The sequence below is a fragment of the Nocardia sp. CDC153 genome, from assembly GCF_035818515.1.
Classification (GTDB): Bacteria; Actinomycetota; Actinomycetes; order Mycobacteriales; family Mycobacteriaceae; genus Nocardia.
Genome location: NZ_JAYKYU010000005.1, coordinates 365,915 through 378,897 on the forward strand (window position 1 = coordinate 365,915; position 12,983 = coordinate 378,897).

18 protein-coding genes are annotated in these 12,983 nt (G+C 67.9%); 11 read left to right on the forward strand and 7 right to left on the reverse strand.

Features of this window, described 5'->3' with window-relative positions:
- The first annotated feature begins 194 nt into the window (after positions 1 to 194).
- Complete coding sequence (gene acpS, locus VMT65_RS28325) at positions 195 to 617, forward strand: holo-ACP synthase AcpS (protein ID WP_326311540.1); 423 nt, start codon at positions 195 to 197, stop codon at positions 615 to 617.
- Positions 618 to 649: 32 nt separating this feature from the next.
- Here the strand turns inward: acpS and VMT65_RS28330 are convergent, their stop codons facing one another.
- Positions 650 to 1,288 (reverse strand): TetR/AcrR family transcriptional regulator, encoded by a 639-nt coding sequence (locus VMT65_RS28330; RefSeq protein WP_326311905.1) that lies wholly within the window; start codon positions 1,286 to 1,288, stop codon positions 650 to 652.
- Positions 1,289 to 1,594: 306 nt separating this feature from the next.
- Here VMT65_RS28330 and VMT65_RS28335 point away from each other — a divergent pair, with 306 nt between their 5' ends.
- Positions 1,595 to 2,893 (forward strand): hypothetical protein, encoded by a 1,299-nt coding sequence (locus tag VMT65_RS28335; protein WP_326311541.1) that lies wholly within the window; start codon positions 1,595 to 1,597, stop codon positions 2,891 to 2,893.
- Between the two features lie 70 nt (positions 2,894 to 2,963).
- On the opposite strand, the gene bcp is transcribed toward VMT65_RS28335, so the two are convergent.
- Positions 2,964 to 3,437, reverse strand: coding sequence for a thioredoxin-dependent thiol peroxidase (gene bcp / locus VMT65_RS28340; protein ID WP_326311542.1), 474 nt, complete (start codon positions 3,435 to 3,437; stop codon positions 2,964 to 2,966).
- 162 nt (positions 3,438 to 3,599) lie between these two features.
- Here bcp and VMT65_RS28345 point away from each other — a divergent pair, with 162 nt between their 5' ends.
- Positions 3,600 to 3,824 carry a DUF3618 domain-containing protein gene (locus VMT65_RS28345; protein ID WP_326311543.1) on the forward strand — a complete coding sequence of 75 codons (225 nt, stop codon included), beginning with the start codon at positions 3,600 to 3,602 and terminating at the stop codon, positions 3,822 to 3,824.
- A gap of 193 nt (positions 3,825 to 4,017) precedes the next feature.
- Here the strand turns inward: VMT65_RS28345 and VMT65_RS28350 are convergent, their stop codons facing one another.
- Positions 4,018 to 4,323: an excalibur calcium-binding domain-containing protein gene (locus VMT65_RS28350; RefSeq protein WP_326311544.1), complete on the reverse strand. Its 306-nt coding sequence runs from the start codon at positions 4,321 to 4,323 to the stop codon at positions 4,018 to 4,020.
- 389 nt (positions 4,324 to 4,712) lie between these two features.
- Between VMT65_RS28350 and VMT65_RS28355 the strand changes: the two genes are divergently transcribed.
- Positions 4,713 to 5,177, forward strand: a complete 465-nt coding sequence (locus VMT65_RS28355) for a MarR family winged helix-turn-helix transcriptional regulator (protein ID WP_326311545.1) — start codon at positions 4,713 to 4,715, stop codon at positions 5,175 to 5,177.
- 23 nt (positions 5,178 to 5,200) lie between these two features.
- On the opposite strand, the gene VMT65_RS28360 is transcribed toward VMT65_RS28355, so the two are convergent.
- Positions 5,201 to 6,232, reverse strand: coding sequence for a crotonase/enoyl-CoA hydratase family protein (locus tag VMT65_RS28360; protein WP_326311546.1), 1,032 nt, complete (start codon positions 6,230 to 6,232; stop codon positions 5,201 to 5,203).
- Positions 6,233 to 6,284: 52 nt separating this feature from the next.
- Positions 6,285 to 6,599 carry a hypothetical protein gene (locus VMT65_RS28365; protein ID WP_326311547.1) on the reverse strand — a complete coding sequence of 105 codons (315 nt, stop codon included), beginning with the start codon at positions 6,597 to 6,599 and terminating at the stop codon, positions 6,285 to 6,287.
- A gap of 129 nt (positions 6,600 to 6,728) precedes the next feature.
- Between VMT65_RS28365 and VMT65_RS28370 the strand changes: the two genes are divergently transcribed.
- A complete protein-coding gene (locus VMT65_RS28370; protein WP_326311548.1) occupies positions 6,729 to 7,118 on the forward strand; it encodes a VOC family protein in 390 nt (129 codons plus the stop codon).
- A gap of 27 nt (positions 7,119 to 7,145) precedes the next feature.
- Entirely contained in the window at positions 7,146 to 8,003 is an 858-nt protein-coding gene (locus VMT65_RS28375; RefSeq protein WP_326311549.1) for a GNAT family N-acetyltransferase, read from the forward strand.
- Between the two features lie 51 nt (positions 8,004 to 8,054).
- On the opposite strand, the gene VMT65_RS28380 is transcribed toward VMT65_RS28375, so the two are convergent.
- On the reverse strand, positions 8,055 to 8,501 hold the full coding sequence (locus tag VMT65_RS28380; RefSeq protein ID WP_326311550.1) for a MarR family winged helix-turn-helix transcriptional regulator: 447 nt from the start codon (positions 8,499 to 8,501) through the stop codon (positions 8,055 to 8,057).
- Positions 8,502 to 8,579: 78 nt separating this feature from the next.
- Between VMT65_RS28380 and VMT65_RS28385 the strand changes: the two genes are divergently transcribed.
- The 4 genes from VMT65_RS28385 to VMT65_RS28400 all read left to right on the forward strand — a co-directional run bounded on the left by VMT65_RS28385 (position 8,580) and on the right by VMT65_RS28400 (position 11,219).
- Positions 8,580 to 8,954: a cupin domain-containing protein gene (locus tag VMT65_RS28385; RefSeq protein ID WP_326311551.1), complete on the forward strand. Its 375-nt coding sequence runs from the start codon at positions 8,580 to 8,582 to the stop codon at positions 8,952 to 8,954.
- 57 nt (positions 8,955 to 9,011) lie between these two features.
- A complete protein-coding gene (locus VMT65_RS28390) occupies positions 9,012 to 9,830 on the forward strand; it encodes an acyl-CoA thioesterase domain-containing protein (protein WP_326311552.1) in 819 nt (272 codons plus the stop codon).
- A 44-nt stretch (positions 9,831 to 9,874) separates the two neighbouring features.
- A complete protein-coding gene (locus tag VMT65_RS28395; protein ID WP_326311553.1) occupies positions 9,875 to 10,261 on the forward strand; it encodes an avidin/streptavidin family protein in 387 nt (128 codons plus the stop codon).
- Between the two features lie 88 nt (positions 10,262 to 10,349).
- Positions 10,350 to 11,219, forward strand: a complete 870-nt coding sequence (locus VMT65_RS28400; RefSeq protein ID WP_326311554.1) for an SGNH/GDSL hydrolase family protein — start codon at positions 10,350 to 10,352, stop codon at positions 11,217 to 11,219.
- Between the two features lie 188 nt (positions 11,220 to 11,407).
- On the opposite strand, the gene VMT65_RS28405 is transcribed toward VMT65_RS28400, so the two are convergent.
- Complete coding sequence (locus VMT65_RS28405; protein WP_326311555.1) at positions 11,408 to 12,316, reverse strand: LysR family transcriptional regulator; 909 nt, start codon at positions 12,314 to 12,316, stop codon at positions 11,408 to 11,410.
- Positions 12,317 to 12,404: 88 nt separating this feature from the next.
- Between VMT65_RS28405 and VMT65_RS28410 the strand changes: the two genes are divergently transcribed.
- A complete protein-coding gene (locus VMT65_RS28410) occupies positions 12,405 to 12,755 on the forward strand; it encodes a DoxX family protein (RefSeq protein WP_326311556.1) in 351 nt (116 codons plus the stop codon).
- Positions 12,756 to 12,983: the final 228 nt, after the last annotated feature.

Genomic DNA, 12,983 nt, shown 5'->3' on the forward strand with positions numbered 1-12,983 from the left:
GTCAGACACGGCGGGCTCGCGCCTCGGCTTTCAAACACGAGAGCTGCGGCGCGGGCCCGCCGTTCCATGTCGTCGACAGGCGTCCCAGGTCGGCGACAAACAGGGCATGCGCGGCGGCTACGGTGCCGTAGGTCCGCTGGTAAGTTCGCAGCCAATTCGACTGCACCTCACGAGGAATCTAGGAGTCCCGCACTGTGACGATCCTGGGTATCGGCCTGGACTTGGTCACCATCTCCGAGTTCGCCGAACAAATGGAACGCACCGGAACCACCATGCTCCGGGAGAGTTTCACCGCCGGAGAACGGCGCTACTGCCAGAGCAAGGGCACCGATCCGGCCCGCAGCTACGCCACCCGCTGGGCGGCCAAGGAGGCGGTCATCAAGGCGTGGGCCAGCTCTCGCTTCGCCCGCAGCCCGCAGATCGGGGACAACCCGTACCCGCTCATCGAGGTGGTGAACGACGCCTGGGGACGGCCCAGCATCAAACTGCACGGGCTGGCAGCGGAATTCCTGCCGCGGGTGCGAGTTCACCTGTCGCTCACCCACGATGGGGACACGGCGGCCGCCATGGTCGTACTCGAGGATCCGGGCGAACTAGCGGACCTGATTCGCGACTGACCCCGTCATTCCGGCGGGCATTTGGCCGGAATCTAGTCAGGATCGAACGTCGTGCGCTGTCCGCCGGATCGCGACTCCTTCTCCGCGATCAGCAGATACGCCACCATGAGGCGCTTGAGCTCGGCGACGGCGTCCTCATGGGCCAGCCCGTCCTGCACCGAGAAGTTCAGCATCGAGTACACGACGTGCACCAGCACCTGCGCCATCATCGAGCGCCGACCGCGGGGGGTGCGCGGCATGAGCGGGCGCAGCATCTGCGAAACCGCCTCGGCGAACTCCTTTTCGTGGATCGCGCCGGTCGCCCGGGTGGACGGCGTGGACTGCATGGCCAGCCACACCTCGCGCCGCGACGGGTCGGTCATCCACAGATCCGCCAGGTGATCGACCAGCTGCGTCATGTGCCGCAGCCAGTCCATGGACGGGATCTCGCCGTGAAAATCGGACAGCTCCTGCGAAACCGCCACCAGGTCTTGACGATTCAGCTCGCAGACGATGACGTACTTGTTGGCGAAGAACTGATACAGCGTGCCGATCGGCACCTCGGCGCGGGCCGCGACCTCTTCACAGGTGAACGATTCGAACCCGACCTCGACGAGTAATTCCCGGGAGGCCTGCAACAGGGCGTCGAACTTGCGTTTTGATCGTTCCTGCGTCGGGCGGCGACGGGGCATCAGCTCCTGTGGATCGTCCTGCAGCTCCAACGCAGGGTCCGGTCGTCGCGTCGACCTGGTTCCCGTGCGTGCTTCCACGCTCAACAGCCTACGGGTAGCGACACGCGCATGACACGCTGCGGTACTTCGTGTGTCACCGCGTCCTACCCATCCGAGCCGCCTTCGGCGCCGAAGACCCATCGCAGCTGCGTCTCAGCAGCGGGCTATCTGCTGGGTGGGAATCGACATAGCGGGAATCGAAAACATTGTCGGCATGACGACGTTGGAAGGCTGATTGTGGTTGCTTCTACCTCTGCTCGTTCCGCGGTGACCATCGGCGTCTCCACCGAGCGCGGCACCGTACGCGCCGTGGCGTTGGCCGATGACGGCGACAAGCTGCACGAGCGCGTGGTGCTCGAACGTGTCGTCGAGATCGGCGGGGATGCGAAGGCGGACTTGGCCGTCGCGGTGGAGTTGGCGATGGAGGACATCGCCGACAAGATCGGCGCGGATCGCGAGATCCTCGGCGCGGCCGTCGCCTACCGCGATGCCGCCGAGCGCCGGGCCATTGTCACCAGGCTGGCCGCCGGGCCCTGGCACGACGCCTCGCTGGTGTCGGCCAAGTCCGCGCATCTCGCGGTCGCGCGTGCCATCACCTGGGTGGACGAGTTCGAGGATCTGGCCATCTGCGAGGTGGTGCCGGGCTTCCAGGCGTTCTCGCTGATCTCGCCGGACCGCAGCCGGGTGCTCGCCGCGGTGACGCTCAGCGGCGGCGCGGCCACCGAGGAGACCATGCGGGCCGCGGTCACCGCCGCCTGGGACCAGTTCGACGCGGCCGGGGTGAAGCCGGACGCGGTGGTGCTCATCGGTTCGGCCGCAACCGAACCCGCGGTGGTGGCGGCGCTGGAGTCGGGCTTCGGCGCGCCGGTCATCCCGTGCGGGGTGGCGGCCATCGCGCCCGCGATCGGGGCGGCCTTGGCGGCATTGCCCGAGGCCGAGTTCGCGGGTGAGGCGGCCGAGCGGATTCGCCGGGCGCGCGGCACCGCGGCGCTGTTCGCGGCGGCCAGCGTGCTGGCGGGCGGACTGGTGGCCGGTGGCGTCTACGCCGCGGGCAGCGATTCCAAGAAGGTGCCGCAGCCCATGCTCATCGACTCCCGGGTCTCGGCCGACGCGCACAATGGCGGCGCGCATCCGGTCGGTGATCAGGCCGTGGCCCCCGCACCGGATTCCGGTTCGGCCGGTGCCCCGATGGATGGCACACCGGGCATGGTCACCCCGACCGACGCGGTCACGCCGAACTCCGATCAGCCTGCGCCCGAATCGCAGCCGAGTGATCTGGTGACCATCGACCCGGCCACCCTCAATTGGGGCCCGCACTCGGACGGCACCAAGTTCGGCACCCACCCCAAGCCCCTGATCAAGGCCGCCCCCGAGCCGGAGGTCAACTCCAGCCCCGACTCCATCATCCCGGCCCCCACCCACGCCGTCGGTGCCCCGACCGAATCCGGCCTGTTCCCCGGCGAACTCGCCCCACCCCCATTAGGCACCCAGGAATTCTCCACCTGGTGGGACAACCACTGGCGCATGATGCTCCAGTGGGCCGCGCAAATGATGCCCAAGGTCTAGCGGTCGCTCCCCGCATCTTTCGCATGAGCCCCGGCCGAATCCGGCCGGGGCTCAATGCATTGGGAGAAGCTCAGACCGAGAGGTCGCGGCGGAGTTTGGCGACGTGGCCGGTGGCCTTGACGTTGTACTGGGCGACCTCGATCTTGCCGTTCTCGTCGACGAGGAAGGTCGAGCGGATGACGCCGGTGACCTTCTTGCCGTACATCGTCTTCTCGCCGAACGCACCGTAGGCGCTCAGTACTTCTTTGTCCGGGTCGGACAGCAGCGGGAAGGTCAGCTTTTCGGCGTCGCGGAATTTGGCGAGCTTGGCGGGCTTGTCGGGGGAGATACCGACCACCTCGATGCCCGCGCCCTCGAGTTCGGCCAGGTTGTCGCGGAAGTCGCAGGCCTGCTTGGTGCAGCCGGGAGTGCTGGCCGCCGGGTAGAAGTAGACGATCACTTTGCGGCCGCGGTAGTCCGACAGCGAGACGTCCTTGCCGTCGGCGTCGGGCAGGGTGAAGGCGGGCGCGGTGTCGCCGGGACTGAGTCGGTGATTCTCGGTCATGCCGCCACGCTAGTCGACGGGCTCGAGGCGGTGTTGGCGATACACTCCTGAGCAGGTCGGCTCGCCCGCCTCCGCGTCGCCCCGATGCTCAGGCGCCTGCGCGACCGACCCCGAGACGACAGCGCCGCCTGCCCAGCGCGGCTATCCAGACAGGAGTGTGACGTGGCGAGAGACACCGAGGCGATCGAGCGTGAGATCGAGGCGGCCCGCAACCGGCTCGCGAGCACCCTCGACGAACTCGCGGTCCGCACCGACCCCCAGCGCCTGGCCGACAACGCCAAACAGTCCGTCGTGGCCAAGCTCAACGAGCCCAAGATCAAGTACAGCCTCATCGGCGCGGGCGCCCTCATCGTGGGCCTGGTGGTCCTCAAGATCGTCCGCCGCTAGCCGACGCCCGAACGCGAGAGCGGCCCCGGTCCAATCGGACCGGGGCCGCTTTCTTGTTCAGGGGTTTCAGGGGTTGCTCTGCGAGTTCGAGAGTCGCAACCCCTCCCGATTCGGGGTTTCAGGGGTTTACCCCTGAGAGTTACGAGAGTTGTTTCAACTCTCGGGGCGACTGCTTCGGCGCGTCAGCGGCGAATCAGACCGTCGGGCACGCCATTCCGGTGCCGTCGGGGTCGAGGTGGGGGCTGTAGCCGGGCTGCCCGCGGAAGAGCGGAGCCACGCCCGCGGCGCGGGCCTGGTCGCAGTTCTGGTAGACCGGACCGCCCGCGGAGCCGGTCTGGGTCAGACCCGCGGAACCGGTGGCGGCGGAGCCGGTGTCGATGGCGGACGAGCCGGTGCCCGAGGACCCGGTGGGGACGTCGGCAAGGGCGACGGCGGACTGGGCTGCGATGGTCGTCAGGCCCGCGACGCTGGCGGTGACGAGAAGCCGTCGAACGTTCATGTATTCCTCAATGTCGGCGCAATAGGGTGGTAACTGGCCCGGTTCGGCGCGGATTGCCACCGCCGCCGCGGGCGATCGCGACGCGGTGACCGGTCCGGGCTCGGCGTCGAGTGTTCTGGCGCAACGTTGCATTGTCAACCGGATGAGCTATCCCTCCAGGTGAATTAGGGGATTTGCCCCGAACGCCCGGAACCTCTTCTGCCGGAATATGTCTCATTCGTCCTGCCCGGAAAGCCGCTCTCGCATTGACGATTTCCGCCAGAACTACGCAAATCGAACGGCTTGTACTGTACGTCAGCACGTCGTTCCAGGCCCGCGATGATTCGCCGTGAGGTTCCTGTGCATTCTTATGGTGTCCGTGTCAACTATCCGTCGATAGTATGGAGCCCATGACGCGCTGGCTGACCGACGAGGAACAGACGACCTGGCAGTCCTATATCCGCATGCGGCAGCGGCTGGACTCCGCGATCGCCGCCGGTCTCGCCCAGGACGGCCTGTCCTTCTCCGACTACGAGGTCCTGGTCGCCCTCTCCGCCGCCGGTGGCCAATTGCGCGCCAAGGAACTCGGCGCCGAGATCTGCTGGGACAAGAGTCGCTTGTCCAAGCACCTGTCCCGCATGGCCACCCGCGGTCTGGTCGACCGCTGTCAGGCCGCCGACGACGCCCGCGGCCGCGAGGTCCGCCTCACCGACGCGGGCCGCCACGCCCTCGAGGCCGCCGCCCCCAACCACGTCGAACTGGTCCGCCGCCTCTTCATCGACGACATGACCCCGGCCGAGGCGGCGGCCATGCGCTCCCTGGCCGAGCGAGTGGTCGCCGAGGTCGAACGCACGGACATCGAAGGGCTCGGCTGAGCGACCGCCGCATCGAACCGGGCTCAGTCCTTCTCGCGCTCGAACTGCGCGCGTTTCCAGTCGCCGAAGGGCTCGTCGCGTTCGCGGACGGCCTCACGGAAACCGGCGGTGGCCGAGCGCAATTGGAAGGCGTAGCCCTCGCGGGTGTGGCGGGAGATGCCGTCGAAAACGGTGCTGACCATGCCGGAGTTGAGCACGCCCTGGTTGAGCAGGGCGCTGTTGAGGGCCAGTTTGGCCATGATCAGCTGGTTGATCGGAACGCGGGAAATGCGTTCCAGCAGTTCCTCGGTGCGGGCGTCGAGCTCGTCGGCGGGTGGGGCCTCGATGGCCAGGCCCCACTCCAGCGCCTGCTTGCCGGTGAGGCTGTCGCCGGTGAACAGCATGCGTTTGGCGCGCTGGTCGCCGACCCGGTGCGCCCACATGCCCGCGGCGGGAATCCCCCAGGTGCGGGTGGGCGGGTAGCCGAAGCGGGCGTCCTCGGCGCAGACGATCTGATCGGCGAACAGCGCGATATCGGTGCCGCCCGCGATGGCGAATCCGTGCACCTTGGCGACGGTCGGCTTGTTGGCGTGCAGCAGGCTGGCGAAGCCGCGGTTGAAGCGCGACATCATGGCGTAGTCGACCATGGGATCCCAAGTGCCCCAGGGATTGTGATTGCGCGCCTGCACCACCGGATCGAGCACGGTGCCCTCGGTCGGCTGGGCGCCCTCGGCGGGAGCGAAGCTGTTCTCGGCGAAGATCGACAGGTCGTATCCGCCGCAGAACCCCTTCCCGCGCCCGCTCACCACGATCACGTGCACGCGCGGATCCAGATCCGCCCGCTCGACCGCGGCCGCCAATTCGATCGGGGTGTCGGCGGTGATCGCATTGCCGCGCTCGGGCCGATTGAAGGTGATGCGGGCGATGCGCCCGGTCACCTCGTAGGTCAGCGTGCGACCGGTGTATTCGTTCACCGGTTCGGGGCGGCCCGCGAACAGCGAGTCGTCACCACCGGTCAGATCATCGCGCCAGGCCGCCGGGCGCGTTCCGGAGTGGTTCTCGTAATCGGGGGACACTCAAGCAGTGAACCCCGGTTCATTTCTTGCTGTCAAGCCTTCGCGCGGACCGCTATTCCCACGGTTTGACCGGCGGTTTCACCCAGAGGATCTTTTCGTCGGCGAACTCCCGCCGCGCCGCGGCGTGCCCCGGATTGCGCGCGGCCCACGCGTCCTTCTCCGCCAGCAGCCCGGCCACCACCTGCCACGTCTCCTCGGTGCTGGGCGGATTGGTCTGCGCCGCACGCGCCAGCTTCCGCCGTTGCGCGTCGGGCATATCCAGCAATTCGTCCCCGGTGATCCCGCGCGCCCAGACGTAGGCGGCCAGTCGTCGGGCCTTCTCCTCGCGGCTGCGACTGGCGTGATCGGAGTGCGCGTAGTCGGCCATATCTCCCAACCCCGCAGGTAGTGGACGATGTCTTTGCCCGACCCTACCCGAGCGCCGGGTTATGGTTGCCGGGCAGTTGGATGGCCGCTACACCGACGAAGGGCTCCCGCCCGCTGAAAGGACACCGCCGTGACCGCGCCGATCGCGCTCAGCTGCGTCACCATCGACTCCGCCGATCCGCGCCGGCTCGCCGAGTTCTATGCCGCCCTGCTGGATTGGCGAATCATGCACTCCGAGGACGGGTACGCGTTGATCACCGATGGCAAGTCGGTGCTGTGCTTCGGTTTCGTGGAGGGGCACGCGCCCGCGCCGTGGCCGGACAACCCGACCCAGCCCAAGCGGGTGCACCTGGATCTGAATGTCGCCGATATCGACCAGGCCACCGATCTCGCGGTGTCCCTGGGCGCGACGATTCCCGAATTCCAGCCGGGCCTCAATCCGGACTGGGACAACCAGTTGCCGTGGGGCATCGTGCTCGACCCCGAGGGCCACCCCATCTGCCTGAATCTGCGTGAGTAGCAGAGGTTTTGCGGCTACCTTGGTGGCATGCCGGATGCCGTGCGTATCGATGATCTCGTCATTGCCCGCGCCACGCCGGGGGAGTGGGCCGCCGTCGTGGATTGGGCCGCCGCCGAGGGCTGGAATCCGGGCGCGCGGGATCTCACCGCGTTCTTCGCGCAGGATCCGGACGGGTTCTTCCTGGGTCGGGTGAACGGTGAGCCCGCCACCGCGGTGTCGGTGGTCAACTACGGTGACGAATTCGCTTTCCTGGGTTTCTATCTCGTGCGTCCCGACCTGCGCGGGCGCGGATTCGGGCTGGCCACTTGGGAAGCCGGGTTGAAGCACGCGGGGGACCGGGTCGTCGGGTTGGACGGCGTCCCGGATCAACAGGACAACTATCGGCGCAGCGGCTTCGAACTCGCCTACGGCAGTGCGCGATTCATCGGCGTACCGCGCTTGCCCCTACCGGACAACTCGGTCACGGCGCTGGCGCCCGCGGATTTCGCCGTCCTGCACCCGTACGATTCGGCCTGCCATCCGGCGGATCGCCCGAACTTCCTCACCGCCTGGCTGAACGAGCCGGGCCACCGCACCTTCGCGCGCATTGTCGACGGCACGGTGACCGGCTACGCCACCCTGCGCCCGGCTCGTGAGTCGCTGCGCGTCGGCCCGCTGTTCGCCGACACCCCCGCCGACGCCCGTCAGTTGCTCGCCGCACTGGCCGCGCACGCCGCGGGAATGCCACTGGCGGTGGATGTTCCGCTCGACAACGAGGCGGCTGTGCGCTTGATGGAGGAGGCCGGACTGCGGCCCAGCTTCGAGACCGCGCGGATGTACACCGGACCGGTTCGCCCGTATGCCCGTGAGCGCGTCTTCGGCGTGACCACCCTCGAACTCGGCTGAGCCATGGGCGGATTCGCCCGATTCCCGTAATCGACCGGGCCGCCCTCGATTTCACCAGGACGACGGCCGCACCCGCCCGGGTGTGACGACGCGCGCGAGCGCATTGCGTACCTCCACGGTCGCCTTCGCGCCGAGCGTGGCCGCCCAGCGCTCGGTGAACCGCGCCGCCGCGGCATCGGCGGCGCGGGTGCACGCCCATCCGCGCTCGGTCAGCGTGATGAGCTTCGCCCGCGCATCGGTCGGATGCGGATTGCGTTGGGCGTAGCCCTTTTTCACCAGTTCCTCGACCAGCTGGCTGGCGGCCTGCTTGGTCACGCCCAGATGGTCGGCGATCTCGACGACCGTCGCGCCCGCGGGAGCCATGCGCACGAACGCGAATCCGTGGCTGGGTCGGATATCGGTGAATCCCGCCGCCGCGCAGCCCTGGTGGATGGCGTCGGTCACCTCCGCGGCGGCCGCGAGGAGGAGCAGCGGCAGGTCCTGTGCGTATCCGGGCATGCCAGGAATCTTGGCACTTGACAGAAAAGTCAACAAGCTTGACCATATAGTCAACCTGCTTGACCAAAGGAGAAGGCAATGCCAGTAATCCACGCCGCCGACACCCAGGCCCACGAAATGCACGGCTCCCGTTTCACCCCGCTGATCCGGCCCAGCGTGGGCAGCGTCGACCTGTGCCTGTGGCGGCTCGAAATCGGGCCCGGCACCGAGGGCGTCGCGCACCGCATCCACCGGGAGGAGGCCTTCGTCGTGCTCGAGGGCGGGATTACCCTGACCATCGATGGCGAGGCCGCGCGGCTGGCCGCCGGTGACGCGGCCCTCGCCCCGGCCGGGTCCACCATCCGCCTGGACAATCCGGCCGCGACCCAGGCCATCCTGCTCGTCAACGCGCCCGTCGGATTCAGCGGCGAGCTCCTCGACGGCACCGTCGTGAACCCGCCCTGGGTGAACTGACCATTTCTGCAACTTGTTCTAATCTAGGAAGATCATCATCCTGGCAGGGGAGGCAGCATGGCGTTCTTCACCCATGAGGACGGTCGCTACCGCGCGACCGCGATGGCCGTCAGCGCCTGGTCGCAAGGCCAATTGGCGGGGACCGCCGTCTGTGGCCTGCTGGCTCACCGGCTCGAAACCCACAGCCCCGGGCCCGGTTTCCTCCCCGCTCGATTCACCGCCGACCTGTTCCGGCCCGTGCTCGACGAGCCGATCGAACTGCGCAGCGCGATCGTCCGCGACGGCAATCGGATTCGCGCCGTCGACGCCTCGATCGTCCAGCGCGACGAGGTCCGGGCCCGGGCGACGGTGCTGTTCCTGGCCATTGCCGACGAACCGCCGGGCGAGGTGTGGCAGCCCGACGCCCAGGATCTTCCGATTCCGGAGCAGCGGCTCGACGGACCGCACGGCGCGCCGCCGCTGTTCAAGTCCGGGGCGGGGGACTGGACCCACGATTTCGCTTCGGGCGTCAATCCATTCCGGAAGTCGGCGTGGAACAACGTCCCGGCCATTGTCGACGGGCAGGCCGTGACGCCGTTCGAGCGCGCGGCCTTCGTCAGCGATACGGCCAATCTGGTCTGCAACTGGGGCACGCAGGGCGTCGGCCACATCAATACCGATGTCGCCCTCGCCCTCGTGCGCCTGCCCGAAGGCCCCGAACTCGGCATCGTGGCGCAGAACCGGATCGCCGCGAACGGTATCGCGGTGGCCACCACCACCCTCTACGACCGTGTCGGCCCGGTGGGCACCTGCACCATCACCGCCCTGTCCAATGCGATGCGGCAGGTCGACATGGCCGAATTCGCCGCCGCCCGGGGCATTCCGGTGCCGCGCTGAGCTGGACGGTCGACATCACCCGGCGAAACGGGTATGCGGGAGGCATGGACACCGCATCATCGATCGACTGGAAGGGCTTGTGGCGGAACGAGTACGGCTCCCGCCTCACCATTGCCGACGACACCGGCGGCAAGCTGGCCGGCACCTTCGAAACCGCGCTGGGCGACAGTGCTTTCGCGGGCAACGAGGTGCCGATCATCGGCCTGCACACCGGTCCGTGCGCGCAGTTCTCGTTCGTCGCACCCGGATCCATCCCCAGCATCTGCTCGTTCACCGGTCTGCTGCGCGACGGCGATCTGCACGCGGCCTGGCATGTGGTCTCGGACCGGGCGGTCAAGCCGCCGCGGCCGGGCGCACCGCCGGAGCTGATCACGCTGCCGTGGGCGCATGCCGTGCTGACCAATAGCGACACGTTCACTCGCGTGCGATAACGATTTGATCATTCGACCTACTGGTCGGAAGGTCATCTCGTACCGTCGGTGGCTATTCGTCAGAGCCCCACCGCGAGGAACCCCTATCGTGAAACTGAAGCATTGCCTGTCCACTATTGCGATCGTGGCCGCCGGATCCCTGGTCGGCCTCGCTCCCGCCCACGCCGACGGCCCGAAGTACGTGGCCATGGGCGATTCGTACGCGGCGGGGGTCAAGATCTCGAACATTGTCGACCAGGCCTGCTCGCGCTCCGATCGCAACTACGCCCACCTGTTCGCGGCCGCCCGCGGGTACACCCTCACCGACGTCACCTGCGGCGGTGCGACCACCGATTCGGTGACCAGCACCCAGCTCTCCGCGGTCACCTCCGACACCGCCCTGGTCACCCTGGGCGTGGGCGGCAACGACATCGGCTTCACCGATATCGTCACCGACTGCGTGAAGGCGGGAACCATCGGCACCGGCTCGGGGACCGGCAGCGCGGTACTCCAGAATCTCGGGACGGGAATCGCCAGCGGCAGCGCGGAACTGCTGCTGGGCTGCAAGAACAAATACGACGCCTCGATGCCGACCCGGCTCTCGCAGACCACGGCCAAGCTGGCGAAACTGATCTCCGACATCAAGACTCGCGCCCCGCAGGCCCGCGTGGTCCTGGTCGGCTACCCGCACATCCTGCCCGACAACGCGGCCCTGTGCGCGGGCCGTCAGCCGCTGCTGCCCGGCGATGTGGACTGGGCCCGCGACACCGTCATCGGCGGACTGAACACCATGCTGCGCACCCAGCCCGGTACCGAGTACTTCAGCACCTACGAGATCTACAACGGCCACGACGTCTGCGAGGCGATCCCGGACCGGTGGGTCAATGGCACCTCGGTCGACAATGGCGAAGGCGCGCAATTCCATCCGAACCAGTACGGCCACGCGGCCACCGCGCAGAAGATGATCGCCACCCTCTGACGGCGCACCCTCCGGCCGCAGGCTCTTCCGGGCTCTAAGGTGTGATGTCGTCCCCGTCATCCCGGCATGCTTTTGGCCGGGATCCATACAGCGCGGCAGCACAACCGCTTTCGGTGGATTCCGGCCAAGAACACGCCGGAATGACCGGGTCGGGCTGACAAGGCGGAGGCGACATCGCGCCGGGACGATCAGTCCGGCCGGCCGCCCTCGCGGTACTCGAGGCAACTGCGGACGAAATCCTGGACGACCGGGTCGGTGTCCTGGGCGGGCCGCCAGGCGACGCCGACCCTGGTCGGGCTGACGCCGTTGACCGGGCGGTAGACGATGCCGGGCCGGGCGAAGTACCGCGCCGCGGATTCGGGTGCGAGCGCGACCCCGTAGCCATTGGCGATGGCGACCAGCCAGTCGTCGGGCCGGTCGGCGACCGCGCCGATGCGTATCGGATGGCCGTCGCGTTCGTCGGCCGCGAGCCAATAGTCCCGCCACGCACCGGTTTCCGGTGGTGCCGCGATGAACGGCTCGTCCCAGAGCTCGCGGAATTCGATCACTTCGCGGGCCGCCAAGGGATGTGCGGCGGGGAGCGCGACGCAGCGCGGCTCGGTCAACAGCCATTCGACGCGCAACTCTCCCCGCCCCTGAAACGGCAATCGCAGCAACGCCACATCCACATCGCCCTCGACCAACCCGGCCGTCTGATTCGACCAGGTCGGGGCCTGCCGCATCGCCACCCGCCACTCGGGCCTGCGCCGCCCGAACTCGGCGATGATCAACTGGGTGGCCTCGTTCGCGGCGCTGGCCACGAACCCGACCCGCAGGACTCGCGCCGCGCGGCTGGCCACGCTCTTGGTTTCGGTCAGCGCCTCGTCCCAGCTGCCCAGCACCGCGGGCACCCGCTCGGCCAGGGCCCGCCCCGGCTCGGTCAGTGCCATACCGGCTTTGGAGCGCGTGAACAATGCCACGCCGAGCAGACTCTCCAGCTGTTTGATCTGTTTGGTCAGCGCGGGCTGTGAGACGAACAGCCGCTCGGCGGCGCGGCTGAGATTCCCCTCCTCCGCGACCGCGGCGAAATAGCGCAGCAGCCGGGTGTCCACATCCATGCCATCAGGTTATAGATGCAGGTATTGGACGCGTGAACGGCGTTGTACCAGGCTCGAATTCGTCCCCCGATTCCGTCTGGAGAAGCGAATGTTCATCGCCTACCTGGTCATTACCGCGATCACCATCGCCATCAATGGCGGCATGGCCGTCGCCGATCTGGCCCGCGCGGATTTCGTGCGCGCCAACTCGGCTGCCGTCCGCTTTCCGGAGTCCTGGATTCCCACGGCCGGTGTCCTGAAGGGCGCGGGCGCGATCGGCCTGCTCCTGGGCATCCTCGGTTTCCGCGTCATCGGTATTGCCGCCGCCATCGGGCTGGTGCTCTTCTTCGTCCTCGCCCTGGCGATCCACGTGCGCGAGCGCGTGTTCGCCAATATCGCCTTCCCGGGCGCTTACTTCGCCTTCGCCGTCGGGTCCCTGGCCTTGGCTCTCGCGCGATAACCGCAGGTCGAAAATGGTTGGCGGAGGCCGGGCCGGAGCCGTTAGAGTCGTCGCCGCGACGCGGGGAAGCTCCTGGATCTATAGCTGGGGGCCGAGTTGAGTTCCCCGGCGTCGTCCAAACTTCCCGCGAATTCCGTGTCGGCACGAACCGGGTACGAACGGCGACCGCTGACCCTAGTATTGGTCGCGTGACCAGCTCCGCGATGGTGCGGTCCGGGGAGCGGGCCG